We start from the raw sequence: 17,900 nt of genomic DNA on the forward strand, positions 1-17,900 counted from the left end.
CCGGTCCATATATAACCTAAGCGATGCTATGCAGAAGAAATCTATTTACGTTGCCTATACCGGCGGCACCATTGGTATGCAGCGTTCTGAACACGGCTACATTCCCGTTTCCGGCCATTTACAGCGTCAGCTGGCTTTAATGCCCGAGTTCCACCGCCCGGAGATGCCGGACTTCACCATTCACGAATACGCCCCGCTGATGGACTCTTCCGATATGACGCCGGAGGACTGGCAGCATATCGCTGACGATATTCGCGACCATTATGACCAGTACGATGGCTTCGTTATCCTACACGGCACGGATACCATGGCGTTTACCGCCTCGGCGCTGTCATTCATGCTGGAGAACCTGGGTAAACCAGTCATTGTGACAGGGTCACAAATCCCTTTAGCCGAGCTACGCTCTGACGGACAGATTAATCTTCTTAACGCGCTGTACGTCGCCGCCAACTACCCGATTAATGAAGTGTCGTTGTTCTTCAATAACCGCCTCTATCGCGGTAACCGCACCACCAAAGCTCATGCCGATGGTTTTAATGCCTTCGCGTCGCCGAACCTCGCGCCGCTGCTGGAAGCGGGGATCCATATCCGCCGCCTCGGTACGCCTCCGGCCCCGCACGGTGTGGGCGAGCTAATCGTTCACCCAATTACCCCCCAGCCGATTGGCGTGGTGACGATTTATCCCGGTATTTCCGCCGATGTGGTACGCAACTTCCTGCTCCAGCCGGTCAAAGCGCTGATCCTGCGCTCGTATGGTGTAGGTAACGCTCCGCAAAACGGCGAGTTCATTAAGGTCCTGACCGAAGCCAGCCAGCGCGGCATCGTGGTGATTAATTTGACCCAGTGTATGTCCGGCAAAGTGAATATGGGCGGTTACGCCACCGGCAACGCCCTCGCGCAGGCAGGCGTGATTAGCGGTTTCGATATGACCGTCGAAGCCACGCTGACCAAGCTACACTATTTGCTTAGCCAGAATCTGGACGTTGAGGCTATCCGTAGCGCGATGCAGGAAAACCTGCGTGGCGAACTGACCCCCGATGAGTAAGGAGATGCACATGACCCAGCGCGCGCTGTTACTGGTCGATTTACAGAACGATTTTTGCGCCGGCGGTGCGCTTGCAGTCCCGCAGGGCGATAGTACGGTGGACATCGCCAATCGGCTTATTGAATGGAGTCTGGCACGGGGTGAAACGGTGGTCGCCAGCCAGGACTGGCACCCGGCAAATCACGGCAGCTTTGCCAGTCAGCATCAGGTTGAACCCTATACCCAGGGCGAGCTTGACGGCCTGGCGCAAACTTTCTGGCCAGATCACTGCATCCAGAATAGCGAAGGCGCGGCGCTGCATCCCCTGCTTAAGCAGCGGGATATTGCCGCCGTGTTTCATAAAGGCGAAAACCCGACCATTGATAGCTACAGCGCCTTTTTTGATAACGGTCATCGGCAGAAAACGCAACTTGACGCGTGGTTACGCGAGCGCGGGATTGACGAGCTAACCGTACTTGGCCTGGCGACCGACTACTGCGTGAAGTTTACCGTGCTTGATGCGCTGAATCTGGGCTATGCCGTCAACGTGATTACCGACGGCTGTCGCGGGGTAAATATTCAGCCACAGGACAGCGCACACGCGTTTATGGAAATGTCGGCGGCGGGCGCGACGCTGTATACGCTGGCCGATTGGGAAGAAACTCAGGCGTAACCCTGTCGGCGTCAGACCTCAATATTGACACCGCGCGATCTTTCTCCCGGGTGCGGCGCAAAGCGCTTTGCCCGGGCTACCGGTCCGCAGGGTTTGGTAGCCCGGACAGATGCGCAGCATCGCCTCCGGGACACCGACAAAGCATCACCCGATGCTCGAAATCTCTTCCAGCGACACTTTGCGCGTTTCGATACCAAAGCAAAACAGAATTAGCGCGCAGAGCACCAGCATCACGCCGAGAACAATGAAAACGGTGATTGAACCATAGCGGGTCAGCAACACGGCCACACCATAGGGCGTAAACACCGCGACAATTCTCCCTACGGCGTTCACAAAGCCCGAACCACGTAGCCGAAGATGCGTCGGCCACAGTTCAGGCACGTAAACCGCCGAAGCAAAACAAACATACATGTAGAGGAAAAAGATCATCACCAGGCCATAGCTCAAAATGGCCCACTCCTCGGTTTGTATTGAATAGAAATAACCGAGCAGCGCAATAATGATCAGCAGCGATGAGCCAAATAATCGCCGCGGAAAACGGTCAATAACCAATGCCGCAATAAAAATCCCCACCGGCGCGCCAATCATAATAATCGCCGTCATTAAAATAGATTTCGTCACATCGATCCCCGAATTAACAAAAATCGTTGGGATCCACACCGTAATGGTATAAAGCGAAATATTCATCGCGATCAGCACGGTAATCGCCACCAGCGTGCGTTGCAGCATGTGTCCTTTAAACAATAGCCAGAAGGAACCGCTTTCCGGGTACTCGTCCGCCTTCAGTTCGCTATTCTGTAAATCTGGCAAGATAATGTTCTTCTCTTTCTCTATTTGCGCTTCCACTTCCAGGAGGTGTTTTTCTGCGGCGCTTCGCTGCCCCTTTCCTGCCAGCCAGCGAGGAGATTCAATAAAATATTTACCGGACAGATACCAGGCCAGCAGCATTGCCACTCCGCCGAGCAAGAACATCATCCGCCAGCTTAAAAAAGCAATAACCACGACGCCAATTGCCGCTGATAGCATTGGCGACCAGTTGCCAACAAATGACAACCGTGCGGACCATTTGCCGCGAACAGTGGGTGGAATAAATTCAGTAAATGACGCGTAACCGACCATGATCAGCGCCCCCATTCCCGTGCCCATCAGGCAGCGGAAAAAGATTAGCCAGTACATGTTAGGGACAAAAGAGGCCGCGCTTGCAGAGATCCCGACAATCAGCAGGTTAATGCGAAATGCTTTGCGCCGCCCAAGATAATCGCCAATAAAACCGCCGGTCAGCGAGCCTATAAAATAGCCGAACATCAGCGCCGAGGTAAATGCGGCATTAAGATAATTATTTGACCAGCCGTTGCTGACTAATTTTGCCAGCACCACGTTCCCGGAATAGCTAAGAAAACCGGTGACTAATAAACTGAAACTAATAATGCCGAAAATACGAAAATGAAATCGAGATAAGGGTAAGCGATCTAATCTTGCGCCGATAGGGTCACAATGTTCCATCTGGATGCCTCAAATTCAGCTAAAATATAAAGTATGGCGATCGCGGCAGAGTAAAATTTGCCGCGCCATCCATCATCATTAATTTTTTGGCATTAAGATGCCTATCCCAGTAGGTGTATATTGTTGCAGCCAGTTTGGACACGGACAGCGCGCAACAACCGGAGCGTACACGTAGTACGTGAGGATTGTGAGCACTGCCCAGGACCAAAATGGCAAATAAAATAGCCTAATGGGATAGGCTCTTACCCGATGCGATTTAAAATAATACAACCCAGCCTGACGTTAATAGACGAGTTGAATATTATTTTCTTTGCAAAATGCAATCCACTCCGCACCTGGAGCCTTATTGGTTATAAGATAATTAATATGACTAAAATCGACTAACTGGACAAAGGCTTTACGATCGAATTTAGAGTGATCGACCAACAGGGCTACTTCTGTCGCCTGACGGATCATCGTTTTCTTGATTTCCGCCTCCGCTTCATTAGAGTCAAGCGCCCCGCTCTGCATGTCCAGGCCTTTGCAACTCATCACCATGATATCAACATGATAGCGGCTGATAATCTCTTTGGTGATCCGCCCCTGTAGCGATAGCGTGTTCTTATTCAGCTCACCGCCGGTAGAAACCACTTTAATTTCCGACTGTGCAAGCTCATGAAACGCTTCTGCCGAGTTGGTTAATAACGTGAGGTCGTTTCTTTCCTTGAGCAGTTTTAATAATTCCATAGCGGTACTGCTGGAGTCAGCAGCCATAGTGGTTTTATTTTTAATAAACGGTAATGCATTGTGAGCAATAATCTGTTTCTCTTCAAAGAAAGACTTTGCGCGCTTATAAAAATGAATATTGTCGGACAGCGCGGTAGTATTTAATACCGCCCCGCCATACGTTCGGGTCAAAAAACCTTCATCTTCGAGCTTTTCCAGATCGCGGCGAATGGTTTCCTCAGTCACCTGAAAAATTGAGCTTAAATTAGAGACCGCCACTTTCTTATCATTAGCCACCATTTGCTTAATGGCCTGAATTCTGTCTTTTGCCGCCACGATGACACCTCTGTTTCCTGCAAAGTAATAATAAGACCTTAGTATCTCACAGGCTATGTTTATTTTCAAAAGAACATGTCTGAATCACAGATTTAAATACTCTTTTACACAGAAACAGAGGTTAGTAACATCACTCTTATTTCGTATCCAACGCCTCTGCCATTCGCCTCATCAATAATGAATCATCATCGGTTAACGAGATCGTCAGGGCTTCGACGTTTTCACGTACCTGCTCAGGTGCCGTCGCCCCGCTTAACAGGGTGATTAAATCACTCTGCTTTAAAATCCACGCCAGCGCCAGCGCCGGGATCGAGCAGCGATATTTATCGCACAGCGGCTGCCAGCGTTCGAGCATCTCGATCACACGCAGCATATTTTCTCGCTGGAACCAGACTTTGTTGGCCCGCGCACCGCCAGGGACATAATCCCGCGTGATAGTTCCGGTCAACAGCCCCTGCTCAAGCGGTGAGTAGACCTGCACGATGATGCCATTCTGCTGGCATAGCGGCAGCAGTTCAGCTTCCAGCGCCCGATCAAGGATGCTGTACTTGGCCTGGATGATATCCAGCTCGCCGTGCTTGAGATACTCCTTGATATGCCCGGCATCCACATTCGCCGCGCCAATAGAGCGGATTTTCCCCTCTTTCTTGAGCGCATTAAGCGTATCCATGGTTTCCGCAATGGGCGTAAAGCAAGGCTCTACCGACTGCCAGTGGGTCATATAAATATCAATGCTGTCGATACCGAGCCGTTGCAGGCTGGCGTCCACCTCTTCGCGAATCGACTCAGACGTAAGGTTTTTATACAGCTGACGGTCGCCCACTTTGTTAAACAAGCTGCCTTCCCGCTCCCAGACAATGCCACATTTGGTTTCAACAACGATCTCGCTACGCGGCAGCTTTTTCAGCGCCTGACCAACAATGACTTCGCTGTTACCGAAGTTGTAGCCCGGCGCGGTATCAATCAGATTAATGCCGCAACGGTGTGCTTCAAGAATGGTGTCGATACAAACCTGCAAATCAAGATCGCCATTCCATGCCGGACCGCCGCCGATGGCCCAGGTGCCTAGCCCCATGCGGGAGAGCGTAATATCCGTACTGCCTAAAGGAATCATTTTCATCTGCCGCTATTACCCTTCATATTCGTCGAGAAGTTGTTCAACCAGCTTTCTATTTTTCACGCCCGTCGTGGCGCCCACGCTGAGTACCGATATCGCCGCCGTCGCGTTGGCAAACAGCGCACAGTCGCGAAGCGGTTTGCCTTCAAGCAGCGCGGAGATAAACCCCGAAGCAAAATTATCTCCCGCGCCGATGGTGTCGATGGCGGTAATTCCCGACACCGCCGGGACCTCCATTTTCATATCCGCACGCTTGATAAAGCAGCCTTTCTTACCGGTTTTAATGACTACCGTTTTCACACCGCACCTCAGGAAACTGTCGGCTATTTCATCCAGCGTCTCTTTCCCGGTGAGCAGTTTTGCCTCGTCAAAATTGGGAAACAGATAATCCACGTAGCTCAGCGCCTCACGGATATCGTCCAGCATTTCATTCAGCCGCGGTTTAATCATATCGGCGCAGATAATGAGCTTATGCGCTTTCGCCTGAGTGAAAATAGCCGTTAACGCTTTGCCGTCCAGCAAGGGACTATTAAAGATGCTTGCCAGCGACAGCAGCTTTGCCTGCGAGAAACGGTCAAAATCGACATCGTTAATATTCAGTTTCCACAGGCTGCCGTTGCGGTTAGTGACAAAGGTGCGTTCACCATCGGCTGTGACTAAACCCACGTTAATGGAGGTATCAATATTCGCATCCTGTTTCAGGCTCTGAATATCAATATTCTCCCGGCGGCAGTGCTCGATAATAAAATGTCCCGCAGCATCGTCACCTACCCGGCTTATTAACGCAGTACGATGACCGAGGCGAGAAATAATCGTCGCTTCATTAATCGCGTCTCCCCCGGTTGTCATGGCAATACGTTCTAACGGATAAGAGTCTACATCAAAGATATTTTTACTCACCGGCTGCAAGGGAATATCAACAATAGCCGCCCCTATACAAATAACCTCGATCTTATCCATATTGTCATTCCGCTTTACCGTCTGAACCAAACAATTTGATTTTCTCCAGCGCGCGCTCTTTTACGGCTTTACGTACTTCACGCTCGACGTGCAGGAACGGCTGGTCCTGGTTCTCCTGCACCGCCACCATCGCGGCCTGGCACAGTTCGGTGTGGATATTGATTTTCGAAATGCCTAATGAAATGGCTTTCTTAATATCCGCATCGCTAATGCCGGAGGCACCATGCAGCACCAGCGGAACGGATACTGCCTGGCGCACGCGTTTAACCACGTCAAAGTTCAGTTTCGGTTCGGAGGTGTAGACGCCGTGCTGGTTACCAATCGCTACCGCCAGCGAGTCACAGCCGGTACGCTCGACAAACTCAGCCGCCTGGCCTGGGTCAGTGTAGTGATAACCGGCCAGTGCCTCTTCGTAGACCGTTTCATTCCCCACATGGCCCAGTTCTGCTTCCACCGGAATACCCAGCGGGTGGAAGAAATCGACCGCCTCTTTAGTCAGGCGAATATTTTCTTCAAAATCAAAAGCAGAAGCATCACGCATCAGCGAATTCATGCCGTGGGTCCAGGCGTTATGGATAATCTCCATACTGCGTCCGTGATCCCAGTGGGTAATTACCGGTACCGAGGCCTTTTTCGCCATAGAAACCATCATATGCGAAAAATCTTCAAACGAGGTATTGCCGACAAACCCGGTGCCGAACGAGATAATTACCGGCGATTTCGACTCTTCCGCCGCATCAATCACCCCCATTAACATTTCCGCATTCCACACGTTAAAGTGGGCAATAGCATAATGTTTATTCTGGGCATCGTTTTCCCAATATTTAATATCTGCTAGCATGGTTATTTCTCCCTTTTCAATTAATTAATGATTAACTTTAATAACGCCTTTAATAATGTCGCGTTTGTTATTAACGGATTCATCAAACGCGCGCTGAACATCTTCATAATCGTAAATATGCGTCACCATCGACTTCACATCGAAACGACCGGAGGAGATGGCCTCAATGGTGACCGGATAGCGGTTGGCATAGCGAAAGACGGTCTGAATCGAGACTTCACGGTTAATTTTGAGGAAATTAATCGCCGAATCACCGGGTACCGTACCGACAATCATGATTTTTCCGCCGCGCATCACCAGATAAGGGGCTTGCTTAACGGTGATGGCTGAACCGGCGGTTTCAAAAACAATGTCGGCCCCCATATCGCCAGAGAATTGCTGGCAGCGGACAACCGTGTCCTCTTTTGCCCCGTTGATGACGGTCGTCGCCCCAAGCTTCTCGGCCATGGCCAGGCGTTTTTCCAGCACATCCACCACCGCAATGTCGGTTGCCCCCATGCACTTACAGGCTTGCAGAGTCATTAAACCGATACAGCCGGCCCCCAAAATGACGATTTTCTTCCCCGGTTTGACATCCGCCAGCATCGCGGCATGCATCCCTACCGCCGCAGGCTCTACCAGCGCTCCTTCCATGGTGTCCATATTATCGGGCAGCTTGTAGGTGAAGCTCTCCGGGTGACACAGATAGTGGGTTAGCGCACCGCGATAATTTGGCTGGGTAGCCATAAAATCGACATCCGGGCAGATGTTGTATTTACCTTCCAGACAATAACGACAGTGGCCGCACGGCACGCCGGGCTCAATGTTGACCCGGTCGCCAGGTTTAAATTTGGATACCCGGCTCCCTACCGCCACCACGGTACCCGCGCATTCATGCCCGAGGCCAATTTCCTGGTTGGGGTCTTTTGGCGGAATAAAAGGACCCGATTCGAAACCATGAACATCTGAGCCGCAAATACCGACGTATTCAATTTTAATCAGCACTTCATGCTCTTTCGGTACCGGCATATCGGCGGTGATAATATTCATCGTGCCGGGCGTTTTTAATATTGCTTTTGAATTTTGCATTTTCTTTCCCATCAATATTATTTGCTGGTGGCTGCATCAATACCGAGACTTTCGACAGAGACGCCTTTGGTTTCAATTCCGATAGTAGCAATGGCAATGGCGACAATAATGGAGACCGCCCCGAGCAGTACAAACACACCCGTCACGCCGTAACTATTAAGCAATACGGCTACAGCGTAAGGCGCAGCGATACCGCTGATGCGCCCCACCGCATTTGCCAGTCCGGAGCCGCGCAGTTTCGCTTCGGTTGGCCATATTTCCGGTACATACACCGCTGAGGCGTAGCAAACGTACATATACACAAAGGTAATCAGGAAGAAGCCTATTAACGTAATCAGCAGCATGCTGGTTTGCAGCGAGTAGATATATCCCAGCACGGCGATTAATACTAATAAGCCCACCCCCATGGTCTTTCTGGGAATTTTATCCATCACCAGCATGGCGATAAATATTCCAAACGGCGCACCGAACATACTCATGGTATTTAAAACAATAGAGTCTTTCAGGTTAATGCCCTGGGTCATAAATATTGTCGGCAGCCAGTTAATTAAGGTGTACTGCACGACGTTCATGGCAATCAGAACAAAGGAACCTAAAATAACGCGCTTGAGTAATACGCCGGTTAATAAAGCCGAATACGGAACAGAGCGCGGTGCCTTGCCGTCATCTTCTATCACCACTGGCGGCAGTGGCTTACCGGTCTGCTGAACCACGCCCTCCTCTATTGCCCGCATCACTTTTTCGGCTTCAGCGTAACGTCCACGAGACTCCAGCCAGCGAGGCGACTCGGGGAACCAGCGCCAGGCAATGGCGGTGGCAATCAGCGACAGCACCGCCGGGATCAGCAGCTGTACGCGCCAGTTCCATTCGGCGCTGATTAACGGCGTCAGCCCCATTGCAATCAGCGAGCACAGCGGATAAGACCAGTTGCCGATAAACGAGACCCGACTGGACCAGGTACCGCGATTTCTACCGGGCATATATTCGGTAAACCCGGCAAACAGGGTCACCAGCAGCGCACCTAATCCCACCCCCATCACAAAACGGCAGGCTATCAGGAAGGTCATATTTGGCGAAAACGCCCCCACGACCATGGCGATAACATGAATCGCTTCATACAGGATAAAGGCATTTTTGCGCCCGGTTTTATCCCCGATAATTCCCCCGGCAAGCGCGCCGAGAAACATTCCTGCCGTAGTAATGGCGGAAAACGTAGCGGTGGTGGAATTATCGGTCCAGCCAAGTTCTTTTAACTGCGCGAGAATTAATCCGCCGACGGCATTACTCCAGCACACCAGTAATCCAAAGGCGACCATGGCAAACATCGATGAGTGCCAGCGACAGTCAGGCAGCCTGTCCAGCCTGGCGCCACAGTGCGGTTTTGCTATCTGTTCCATCCGGGAACCTTCCTTTAATAAATGGGGTTATTCATCAAAGTCGTAAGTCATGATCACTTTAATCGCGGTTTTATCGACCATGGCGTCAAAGCCTTCGCGCCATTGCGACAGGCCGATACGGTGAGTGATCATCGGTTTAACTTTGATCGCGCCGCTGGCCAGCAGGCGGATGGCGTTGCGCCATGACGTGGAGTCGTAGGCCATATGACCAATGATGCTTTTGTTCCACGCGGTGATGTCGTTGATGGAAAAATCGAGAGGTTTAAAGCCCATCCCCACGCGCACGACTTCACCGTTCGGGCGTAGCATTTCGATCGATTGTTTGAGGGCGATATTGGCACCGGAGCATTCGATGACCAGCCCCAGGTTGTCTTTACCGCAGATTTCCTGACAGCGCGCGACCACATCTTCGGTCGAGCCATTCACGACCGCCGTTGCCCCCAGCTCTTTGGCGATCGGGAAACGCACCGCGACGTCCTCTTCCAGCCCGACCATCACGATATTGACAGCCCCCATAATGCGCGCCATCTGGACCGAAAAGAGGCCTAATGGGCCAGTACCGAAAACCACCACATCCTGCCCTGGAAGGAATTTAGATTGCTGGGCGATGGATTTATAGGCGTTGCAGATCGGGTCAAGCACCGCCGCTTCTTCATAATCAACGCCCTGCGGAATTTCCCACAGCGCGTGACGGTGAATTTTGAGGATTTCCCCCGGTACCAGACAGTATTTCGAAAATCCACCGCCCCAGGTATTGTTGTCGAGACCCAAATTCACTTTTTCTGTACAACACAGAAAATCACCTTGTTCGCAGGCCGGACAAACGCCGCAGACGTGCCCGCTATTGTCAGAGACCACCCGCTGACCCACTTTCCAGTCCTTGACCTTTTCCCCTACCCGCACAATGTTGCCCGCAAATTCGTGACCGCGAACGGAGTTGAACTGGTCGGAACCGCTGTCGACGTTGTAGTGTTTCATATCCGCGCCGCAGATGGCCGCCGCTTTGATTTCAATCACTACGTCATCCGGGCCGCATACCGGTTCCGGAACCTCAATCATCTTATAGCCGCCAAAGGCCTTGCCAAATCTTGCCAGTGCTTTCATTGCGTCTTCCTTTGTGTTTAGTTTGCATCAGTGGCACCAATACTTAACCACAACATCTTCAAGGTCAACATTAAATCTTTAAAACACAGACAATGATCTGCATTTCACAACTTAGATCACAAATACCGCGAAATGGGTGTTACATGAAGGTGAAGGATTGGAAGAAAGAAAAATCGACAGGCGTGCCGCTGCGCTTATACGTACAGCCGTGAACCCCTTCGCAGTTTTGTACTGTGGATGATGCTAGCCTGCTAAGGTTGTTTTTTCGCCACGCCATTTCCGTGGCGTGTTTGTTTTTAATGTCTTTTTTAGTCAAAGAGGATCAGATATGAAACTTTTGCCTTTGTTGGCAGCATTACCCCTGCTCTGCGCGAGCGTTGTTTCCGCTAACTCACTGATGTCCGTCGGCTACTTTAACGGCGGCGGTGACGTCACTGCCGGTCCTGGCGGCGATATCGATAAACTCGACGTGCGCCAGATTACCCATCTCAACTACTCGTTTGGTCTGGTCTATAACGACGAAAAAGACGAAACCAACGACGCTCTAAAAGACACCAGCAAGCTGCATCAAATCTGGCTATCACCGAAAGTGCAGGCTGATTTGCAGAAAATTCCCACATTGCGTAAGCAGAATCCGAATCTGAAAGTTCTGCTTTCCGTCGGTGGCTGGGGCGCGCGCGGCTTCTCTGGCGCAGCGGCAACGAAGGAGACCCGTGCAGTATTTATTCAGTCTGCGCAGGAGATTGTTGAAAAATATGGTCTTGATGGTATCGACCTCGACTGGGAATACCCGGTCAACGGCGCATGGGGGCTGGTCGCCAGCCAACCAGCCGATCGGGATAACTTTACTGCCCTGCTGAAAGAGCTACGGGCGGCCTTTGGGCATAACAAGCTGGTCACCATTGCCGTGGGCGCAAACGCGGAGAGTCCGAAAAGCTGGGTGGATGTGAAAGCGATTGCCCCGTCGCTTGATTACATCAACCTGATGACTTACGACATGGCGTACGGCACCCAGTACTTCAACTCCAACCTGTATGACTCGACGCAGTGGCCGACGGTGGCGGCGGCGGATAAATACAGCGCCGATTTTGTAGTCAATAACTATCTTGCCGCTGGTCTAAAACCGAGCCAGATGAACCTGGGAATTGGTTTCTATGGCCGGGTGCCTAAACGCGCCGTCGAGCCGGGCATCGACTGGAGCAAACCTGATGCACAGAAAAATCCGGCGACGCAGCCTTACTTCGAAGCACAGCAAGTTGAGCTGTTCAAGTCGTTAGGCTTTGATCTGACGAAAGATACCTATGTGAAATACAACGACATTGTGGCGAAGCTAATCAACGATCCGCAGAAGCGTTTTACTCAGCACTGGGATGATGAAGCGAAGGTGCCGTGGTTGTCGGTGCAGTCGGCTGACGGTAAAGCGCTGTTTGCCCTCTCCTACGAGAACCCACGCTCGGTGGCTATCAAAGCGGAGTACATCAAGAGCAAGGGCCTGGGAGGCGCGATGTTCTGGGAGTACGGCGCGGACGATCAAAACCAGTTAGCGAAACAGCTGGCAGAGACGTTAGGGATCAAGCACTGATCGACTCTGTGCCATGCCAGGCACAATAGGTTATGATTATCACCATCCGCTGCGCCAGACATTGGCGCAGTTTTTCATTTTCTACAGGAGGCATGGGGTCTTATGGCTTTTATCCCCAAAAACTACGCCCGTCTTGAAGTCGGTTATCGCGAAAAGGCGCTAAAGATTTTTCCCTGGGTCTGCGGACGCTGTTCGCGCGAATTTGTTTATTCGAACCTGCGTGAGTTGACGGTGCATCATATCGACCACGATCACTCCAATAACCCGGAAGATGGTAGCAACTGGGAGATGCTGTGCCTGTATTGCCACGACCATGAACATTCCAAATACACTGAAGCCGATCAGTATGGCTCCACGGTGGTGGCAGGCGAAGATGCTCAGAAAGACATCGGCGAAGCAAAATACAACCCATTTGCCGATCTGAAAGCAATGATGAATAAGAAGTAACGCCAGGCGCTCATTACGCTTCAGCGCCCGGCGTTCAACTGCCGGGCCAGGCTATCAGGATTTAAACGTCGCAATCGGCTCAGGAGTGATGCCAAATTCAACTTTTAGCTGCTGCTTGCTCTTCATCACCATTTGTCCGTTGGTGTCGATAGTCATATGCTGCGCTTCAACGTTGTGTCGGGCCTGCCAGAGCATAACCAGTTGCAGACTGTTCTCCTTCTGCTCCGCCGTTAACACCACGCCATCCGGCCATTTCCCCAACTCCACCGCCGTCGCCAGACGCTGATAAACTTCCGGCGTCATGCTATCGATAATTTGTTCAATTTCCATCTTCCGCCAGCCCCGCTTTGGAATAATTTGCTGAATCGGTTTTTCAACCTTTAATTTGCTCACCATTTTCATCATTGGTGAAGCTTAAAGACGCCGAATTAACACAAAAACGCTCGCCGGTGGGTTGCGGACCGTCCGGGAACACATGTCCAAGATGAGCATCGCATTTTCCGCAGCGAATTTCAGTGCGCTGCATACCGTGGGAGTAGTCCGTTAGATAACGGATCGCTTCCTCACTGACTGGCTCATAAAAACTCGGCCAACCACAGCCCGAATCATACTTGGTTTGCGAGTGAAACAGCGCTGCATCGCACACCAGGCAGTGATAGACGCCATCGCGTTTGTTGTGGAGTAGCCGCCCGGTGAACGGCGGTTCAGTACCGTGATTCTGCGTCACGTAAAACTGCATCTCGCTCAAATCTTTTTTGAGCTCGTCCGAGGAGGGTTTATTCGACATTGGCTTGCTTCTCGCTGTGTAAAGGACAACTTTTCGCGTCAATTCTAACAAAATATTAACAATGAAGCGTGAACTTTTGTTCTAAACTTAGGCGATGCCAAAAGGCAGCTACGCAATTGTGATTAAGATCACGTTTTTATCTTTAATGCCCTTTAAAATTCCGGGCGCAGCCCCCATATGGAATTGGGCTCAAAGGGAAAGTGGGGTAAATCAATCGCGCAAAGGTATGCTGAGGATTGATTTGTCGCAATGATTGACACGATTCCGCTTGACGCTGCGTAAGGTTTTTGTAATTTTACAGGCAACCTTTTATTCACTAACAAATAGCTGGTGGAATATATGACTATCAAAGTAGGTATCAACGGTTTTGGCCGTATCGGTCGCATTGTTTTCCGTGCTGCTCAGGAACGTTCTGACATCGAGATCGTTGCAATCAACGACCTGTTAGACGCTGACTACATGGCATACATGCTGAAGTATGACTCCACTCACGGCCGTTTCAACGGTACCGTTGAAGTGAAAGACGGTCATCTGATCGTTAACGGTAAAAAAATCCGTGTTACCGCTGAGCGTGATCCGGCTAACCTGAAGTGGAACGAAGTAGGCGTTGACGTAGTTGCTGAAGCAACTGGTCTGTTCCTGACTGACGAGACTGCTCGTAAACACATCACTGCTGGCGCGAAAAAAGTCGTTCTGACTGGCCCGTCCAAAGACAACACTCCGATGTTTGTTAAAGGCGCTAACTTTGACAAATACGAAGGCCAGGACATCGTTTCTAACGCATCCTGCACCACCAACTGCCTGGCTCCGCTGGCTAAAGTTATCAACGACAACTTCGGTATCATCGAAGGTCTGATGACTACCGTTCACGCGACCACCGCAACTCAGAAAACCGTTGATGGCCCGTCTCACAAAGACTGGCGCGGCGGTCGTGGCGCAGCTCAGAACATCATCCCGTCCTCTACCGGTGCTGCTAAAGCTGTAGGTAAAGTACTGCCAGAACTGAATGGCAAACTGACCGGTATGGCGTTCCGCGTTCCGACTCCTAACGTATCTGTTGTTGACCTGACCGTTCGTCTGGAAAAAGCTGCTTCTTACGAAGAAATTAAGAAAGCAATCAAAGCTGCTTCCGAAGGCGCAATGAAAGGCGTTCTGGGCTACACCGAAGACGACGTTGTATCTACCGATTTCAACGGCGAAGTTTGCACTTCAGTATTCGATGCTAAAGCAGGTATCGCTCTGAACGACAACTTTGTGAAACTGGTTTCCTGGTACGACAACGAAACGGGTTACTCCAACAAGGTTCTGGATCTGATTGCTCACATCTCCAAATAAGTTGAGATGAGAAAGTAATCTGTAAGAGCGACTTCGGTCGCTCTTTTTTTTATCTGAGCATTAAAGGATTGCGTAATGATTGATAAAATTTTTGCTCTCCCGATTATCGAACAGCTTACCCCTGTCCTCTCCCGCCGTCAGCTTGATGACCTTGAGCTCATCGTCGTTGACCATCCGCAGGTTAAAGCCTCCTTTGCCCTCCAGGGCGCTCACCTGCTCTCCTGGAAACCTGTCGGAGAAGACGAAGTTCTGTGGCTCAGCGGTAACACACCGTTTAAAAATGGCGTTGCCCTGCGCGGCGGCGTACCGATTTGCTGGCCGTGGTTTGGCCCCGCGGCACAGCAAGGCCTGCCTTCACACGGCTTCGCGCGCAATCTGCCGTGGATGCTGAAAGCGCATAAAGAAGACGACAACGGCGCGGTGCTGACCTTTGAACTGCAAAGCAGCGATGCGACTCGCCAGTACTGGCCGCACGAGTTCACGCTATTAGCCCGTTTCAAACTGGGTAAAACCTGTGAGATTGAGCTGGAAGCACACGGCGAATTTGAAACCACTTCCGCCCTGCACACCTACTTCAACGTTGGTGATATCGCCGCGGTGAAAGTGAGCGGCCTTGGCGATCGTTACGTTGATAAAGTCAATAATGCCGAAGAGGGTGTATTAAGCGACGGCGTACAGACTTTCCCTGACCGTACCGACCGCGTTTATCTGAATGCAGATGCCTGCAGCGTGATTCATGACGACGCGTTGAACCGCAACATCGACGTTATCCATCACCATAACAGCAACGTGGTAGGCTGGAACCCAGGACCGGCGCTTTCTGTCAGCATGGGCGATATGCCTGACGATGGTTATAAAACCTTCGTTTGTGTAGAAAGCTGCTGCGCGATCGAACCACAGAAGGCCAGCGAAGAGAAACCTTCGCGCCTGGCGCAAACCATTCGCGTGGTGAAACGCTAAGATCCAGATTGGATAGTCTTGTATTTGTGCCGGGCGGCGGCCAACGCCTTGCCCGGCCTACTGTACTTAAGCCCCGCTGAGTCGGGGTTTTTCTTTAAACCATATCCAACGGCGTTTTTCTTCCCGGTGCCGGATAGGCTTTATCCAGAAGCGCCAGCTCCTCGGCACTGAGCACAATTTCCAGCGCCGCAGCGTTTTGCTCTACGTGCTCGATGCTTGCTGCTTTTGGAATAGCCAGCACACCCTGATGGCTAATCACCCACGCCAGCAGCACTTGTGCGGCGGTGATGCCTCGGGCTTCAGCGATATTTTTCACAACGGTATGATTTAAAAGTCCATTGCGCAGGCGTCCGGCCTGAGCAAGCGGGCAGTAGGCCATCACCGGCAGCCGCTGCTGCTGGCACCACGGCAGCAGGTCATGCTCGATACCGCGGGAAGCCAAGTGGTAGAGCACCTGATTGGTCGCGCATTGCTCACCGCCGTCCACCTGCCAAAGCTGCTGCATATCATCGTAATCGAGATTCGACACGCCCCAGCGACGAATTTTCCCCTGCACCACTAGCCCTTCCATGCCTTCAACCGTTTCCTGCAATGAATAATCACCGCGCCAGTGCAGCAAATACAGATCAAGATAGTCGGTATTCAGGCGACGCAGACTGGCTTCGCAGGCGCTGGCTATTTTGCGCCCACCAGCATTCCAGGGATAGACTTTGGAGACCAGCACTACGCGGTCACGCTGCCCGCGAATCGCTTCGCTCACCACCTCTTCCGCACCGCCATCAGCATACATTTCCGCCGTGTCGATAACCGCCAGCCCCAGCTCGATGCCCGCACGTAGTGCAGCGACCTCCTGAGCATGCAGCGCCTGATTTTCGCCCATATACCAGGTACCCTGACCAATTACCGGGACGGCGTCATGCTCACCAAAACGTATTGTCCTTTCTGCCATAAATTCCTCCAGTCATTTGATTGCACCACCGTAATGCAAAACAGGGCTTTACGCCCTGTTTTGATGCACGAATTGCCTTGTCATAAAGCACAATCAGAAGGAGTAGGTGATCCCGGTAGAAATCAAACCGCTCCAGGATTTATCGATCATCGGGCTATCGGTGATTTCGTCAGACAGGCGGGTATAGCGCGCAACACCGTATACGCTCCAGTCGCCGAGGAAACGATAGTTTGCCGACAGCTCCAGGTACGGGTTCCAACTGCTATCCGGATCGTAGCTACGCATACCGCTGCGATCTGATTCATGCTTCGAAACGCCATAGTAGTACTCGTTCTGATTGTCGCTATTCCACTCCACACCAATACCCGGCGTGAGCGTCAGGTTACCGTTGGTATAGCGATACAGCCAGGCCAGATCCCACACAATGCCGTTACTGTTATCCAACGTATCGCCTGCCAGGGCGGTACGCAGGAAACCGTACTGTGTATGATGTTCGTAGGAAAGCCCGGCCATCACTGTGGATTTACGTTTATCCAGGCGACGCATTTGCTGGCTGTCGCTATCACCCGGCTTAAAGTACATCGGCGACCAGTAGACGGTCGCAGAGAGCTTATCGTTGGTATCATTCCACAGGTAGTAACCACCACCTAAACCACGAAACCAGAAATTATCGCTCTCATAATTAATAACGGGCACCGGGTAAACATCAGCATCGTACTGCTTGTAAGGATGTTCGACGACACCCACACCCGCACCCAAAGTGAACTTCCCTTCAGCGTGTACGATGGATGCTGAAGTCGCAATCAACACACCAAGTGCCAGAAGTTTGATTTTAGTCACGATCCATATTCCTGTTGTCAAATAATCAGCGCAGGCAGTTTAACGTTGTAAACGTCATGCCTCAAATTCTTTACCTGTCATTACACTAAACTAACTAATTTCTCATTCTCAGATGACTGCAGGCTGACAACAAAATGACAGCGTGATGACGCCCGTTGACAAGACGTAAGTAAAGCCGTCGCTTTTCTTGATGAGTTATTGATATGTCATTGAAATTGATTTTCTGTGCCATGCAAGTTTTCCAAATGCATCTACGCTTTAATTTAGAAGAA

18 protein-coding genes are annotated in these 17,900 nt (G+C 51.2%); 6 read left to right on the forward strand and 12 right to left on the reverse strand.

Annotation, left to right across the window (positions count from 1 at the left end; translation table 11 throughout):
• Window positions 1-28 precede the first annotated feature (28 nt).
• Both ansA and pncA read left to right on the forward strand, forming a co-directional pair.
• Window positions 29-1,045 carry an asparaginase gene (gene ansA, locus HV213_RS17015; RefSeq protein ID WP_181482611.1) on the forward strand — a complete coding sequence of 339 codons (1,017 nt, stop codon included), beginning with the start codon at window positions 29-31 and terminating at the stop codon, window positions 1,043-1,045.
• Between the two features lie 10 nt (window positions 1,046-1,055).
• On the forward strand, window positions 1,056-1,697 hold the full coding sequence (pncA, locus tag HV213_RS17020) for a bifunctional nicotinamidase/pyrazinamidase (RefSeq protein WP_181482612.1): 642 nt from the start codon (window positions 1,056-1,058) through the stop codon (window positions 1,695-1,697).
• A gap of 144 nt (window positions 1,698-1,841) precedes the next feature.
• On the opposite strand, the gene HV213_RS17025 is transcribed toward pncA, so the two are convergent.
• The 8 genes from HV213_RS17025 to HV213_RS17060 all read right to left on the reverse strand — a co-directional run bounded on the left by HV213_RS17025 (window position 1,842) and on the right by HV213_RS17060 (window position 10,728).
• Complete coding sequence (locus tag HV213_RS17025) at window positions 1,842-3,200, reverse strand: MFS transporter (protein WP_181482613.1); 1,359 nt, start codon at window positions 3,198-3,200, stop codon at window positions 1,842-1,844.
• Window positions 3,201-3,482: 282 nt separating this feature from the next.
• Window positions 3,483-4,241 (reverse strand): DeoR/GlpR family DNA-binding transcription regulator, encoded by a 759-nt coding sequence (locus tag HV213_RS17030; RefSeq protein ID WP_110273574.1) that lies wholly within the window; start codon window positions 4,239-4,241, stop codon window positions 3,483-3,485.
• 136 nt (window positions 4,242-4,377) lie between these two features.
• The gene (gene ydjG / locus HV213_RS17035) at window positions 4,378-5,361 is read right to left on the reverse strand and encodes an NADH-dependent methylglyoxal reductase (RefSeq protein WP_181482614.1); all 984 of its coding nucleotides are present in this window, start codon (window positions 5,359-5,361) and stop codon (window positions 4,378-4,380) included.
• A gap of 9 nt (window positions 5,362-5,370) precedes the next feature.
• The gene (locus tag HV213_RS17040; RefSeq protein ID WP_181482615.1) at window positions 5,371-6,318 is read right to left on the reverse strand and encodes a sugar kinase; all 948 of its coding nucleotides are present in this window, start codon (window positions 6,316-6,318) and stop codon (window positions 5,371-5,373) included.
• Window positions 6,319-6,322: 4 nt separating this feature from the next.
• Window positions 6,323-7,159: a ketose-bisphosphate aldolase gene (locus HV213_RS17045; RefSeq protein ID WP_181482616.1), complete on the reverse strand. Its 837-nt coding sequence runs from the start codon at window positions 7,157-7,159 to the stop codon at window positions 6,323-6,325.
• A gap of 24 nt (window positions 7,160-7,183) precedes the next feature.
• Window positions 7,184-8,227: an NAD(P)-dependent alcohol dehydrogenase gene (locus HV213_RS17050; protein WP_181482617.1), complete on the reverse strand. Its 1,044-nt coding sequence runs from the start codon at window positions 8,225-8,227 to the stop codon at window positions 7,184-7,186.
• Between the two features lie 17 nt (window positions 8,228-8,244).
• Window positions 8,245-9,624 carry an MFS transporter gene (locus HV213_RS17055; protein ID WP_181482618.1) on the reverse strand — a complete coding sequence of 460 codons (1,380 nt, stop codon included), beginning with the start codon at window positions 9,622-9,624 and terminating at the stop codon, window positions 8,245-8,247.
• A 27-nt stretch (window positions 9,625-9,651) separates the two neighbouring features.
• Complete coding sequence (locus HV213_RS17060) at window positions 9,652-10,728, reverse strand: zinc-binding dehydrogenase (RefSeq protein WP_112217053.1); 1,077 nt, start codon at window positions 10,726-10,728, stop codon at window positions 9,652-9,654.
• 328 nt (window positions 10,729-11,056) lie between these two features.
• Between HV213_RS17060 and HV213_RS17065 the strand changes: the two genes are divergently transcribed.
• Window positions 11,057-12,310, forward strand: coding sequence for a chitinase ChiD (locus HV213_RS17065; RefSeq protein WP_181482619.1), 1,254 nt, complete (start codon window positions 11,057-11,059; stop codon window positions 12,308-12,310).
• A 102-nt stretch (window positions 12,311-12,412) separates the two neighbouring features.
• Window positions 12,413-12,757 carry an HNH nuclease YajD gene (yajD, locus tag HV213_RS17070; RefSeq protein ID WP_112217055.1) on the forward strand — a complete coding sequence of 115 codons (345 nt, stop codon included), beginning with the start codon at window positions 12,413-12,415 and terminating at the stop codon, window positions 12,755-12,757.
• A 54-nt stretch (window positions 12,758-12,811) separates the two neighbouring features.
• On the opposite strand, the gene HV213_RS17075 is transcribed toward yajD, so the two are convergent.
• Complete coding sequence (locus HV213_RS17075; RefSeq protein ID WP_181482620.1) at window positions 12,812-13,087, reverse strand: YeaC family protein; 276 nt, start codon at window positions 13,085-13,087, stop codon at window positions 12,812-12,814.
• A 43-nt stretch (window positions 13,088-13,130) separates the two neighbouring features.
• On the reverse strand, window positions 13,131-13,544 hold the full coding sequence (gene msrB / locus HV213_RS17080) for a peptide-methionine (R)-S-oxide reductase MsrB (RefSeq protein WP_181482621.1): 414 nt from the start codon (window positions 13,542-13,544) through the stop codon (window positions 13,131-13,133).
• A gap of 339 nt (window positions 13,545-13,883) precedes the next feature.
• On the opposite strand from msrB, the gene gapA reads away from it, so the two are divergent.
• Together gapA and HV213_RS17090 are read left to right on the forward strand one after the other, a co-directional pair.
• Window positions 13,884-14,879, forward strand: a complete 996-nt coding sequence (gene gapA, locus HV213_RS17085; RefSeq protein WP_110273585.1) for a glyceraldehyde-3-phosphate dehydrogenase — start codon at window positions 13,884-13,886, stop codon at window positions 14,877-14,879.
• 75 nt (window positions 14,880-14,954) lie between these two features.
• Window positions 14,955-15,839, forward strand: coding sequence for a D-hexose-6-phosphate mutarotase (locus HV213_RS17090; protein WP_181482622.1), 885 nt, complete (start codon window positions 14,955-14,957; stop codon window positions 15,837-15,839).
• 94 nt (window positions 15,840-15,933) lie between these two features.
• Here HV213_RS17090 and HV213_RS17095 read toward each other — a convergent pair whose 3' ends face one another.
• Window positions 15,934-16,788: an aldo/keto reductase gene (locus HV213_RS17095; RefSeq protein ID WP_181482623.1), complete on the reverse strand. Its 855-nt coding sequence runs from the start codon at window positions 16,786-16,788 to the stop codon at window positions 15,934-15,936.
• Between the two features lie 93 nt (window positions 16,789-16,881).
• Complete coding sequence (locus tag HV213_RS17100) at window positions 16,882-17,628, reverse strand: MipA/OmpV family protein (protein WP_181482624.1); 747 nt, start codon at window positions 17,626-17,628, stop codon at window positions 16,882-16,884.
• Window positions 17,629-17,900 lie beyond the last annotated feature (272 nt).

Source organism: Klebsiella sp. RHBSTW-00484, assembly GCF_013705725.1.
GTDB lineage: Bacteria > Pseudomonadota > Gammaproteobacteria > Enterobacterales > Enterobacteriaceae > Klebsiella.

Coding starts and splice junctions, on each gene's coding strand:
- HV213_RS17025 (WP_181482613.1), bottom strand. CDS start 3,200: ATGGAACATTGTGACCCTATCGGCGCAAGATTAGATCGCTTACCCTTA.
- HV213_RS17040 (WP_181482615.1), bottom strand. CDS start 6,318: ATGGATAAGATCGAGGTTATTTGTATAGGGGCGGCTATTGTTGATATT.
- HV213_RS17060 (WP_112217053.1), bottom strand. CDS start 10,728: ATGAAAGCACTGGCAAGATTTGGCAAGGCCTTTGGCGGCTATAAGATG.
- HV213_RS17090 (WP_181482622.1), top strand. CDS start 14,955: ATGATTGATAAAATTTTTGCTCTCCCGATTATCGAACAGCTTACCCCT.
- HV213_RS17050 (WP_181482617.1), bottom strand. CDS start 8,227: ATGCAAAATTCAAAAGCAATATTAAAAACGCCCGGCACGATGAATATT.
- HV213_RS17045 (WP_181482616.1), bottom strand. CDS start 7,159: ATGCTAGCAGATATTAAATATTGGGAAAACGATGCCCAGAATAAACAT.
- HV213_RS17075 (WP_181482620.1), bottom strand. CDS start 13,087: ATGGAAATTGAACAAATTATCGATAGCATGACGCCGGAAGTTTATCAG.
- pncA (WP_181482612.1), top strand. CDS start 1,056: ATGACCCAGCGCGCGCTGTTACTGGTCGATTTACAGAACGATTTTTGC.
- HV213_RS17055 (WP_181482618.1), bottom strand. CDS start 9,624: ATGGAACAGATAGCAAAACCGCACTGTGGCGCCAGGCTGGACAGGCTG.
- ansA (WP_181482611.1), top strand. CDS start 29: ATGCAGAAGAAATCTATTTACGTTGCCTATACCGGCGGCACCATTGGT.
- ydjG (WP_181482614.1), bottom strand. CDS start 5,361: ATGAAAATGATTCCTTTAGGCAGTACGGATATTACGCTCTCCCGCATG.
- msrB (WP_181482621.1), bottom strand. CDS start 13,544: ATGTCGAATAAACCCTCCTCGGACGAGCTCAAAAAAGATTTGAGCGAG.
- HV213_RS17095 (WP_181482623.1), bottom strand. CDS start 16,788: ATGGCAGAAAGGACAATACGTTTTGGTGAGCATGACGCCGTCCCGGTA.
- yajD (WP_112217055.1), top strand. CDS start 12,413: ATGGCTTTTATCCCCAAAAACTACGCCCGTCTTGAAGTCGGTTATCGC.
- HV213_RS17065 (WP_181482619.1), top strand. CDS start 11,057: ATGAAACTTTTGCCTTTGTTGGCAGCATTACCCCTGCTCTGCGCGAGC.
- gapA (WP_110273585.1), top strand. CDS start 13,884: ATGACTATCAAAGTAGGTATCAACGGTTTTGGCCGTATCGGTCGCATT.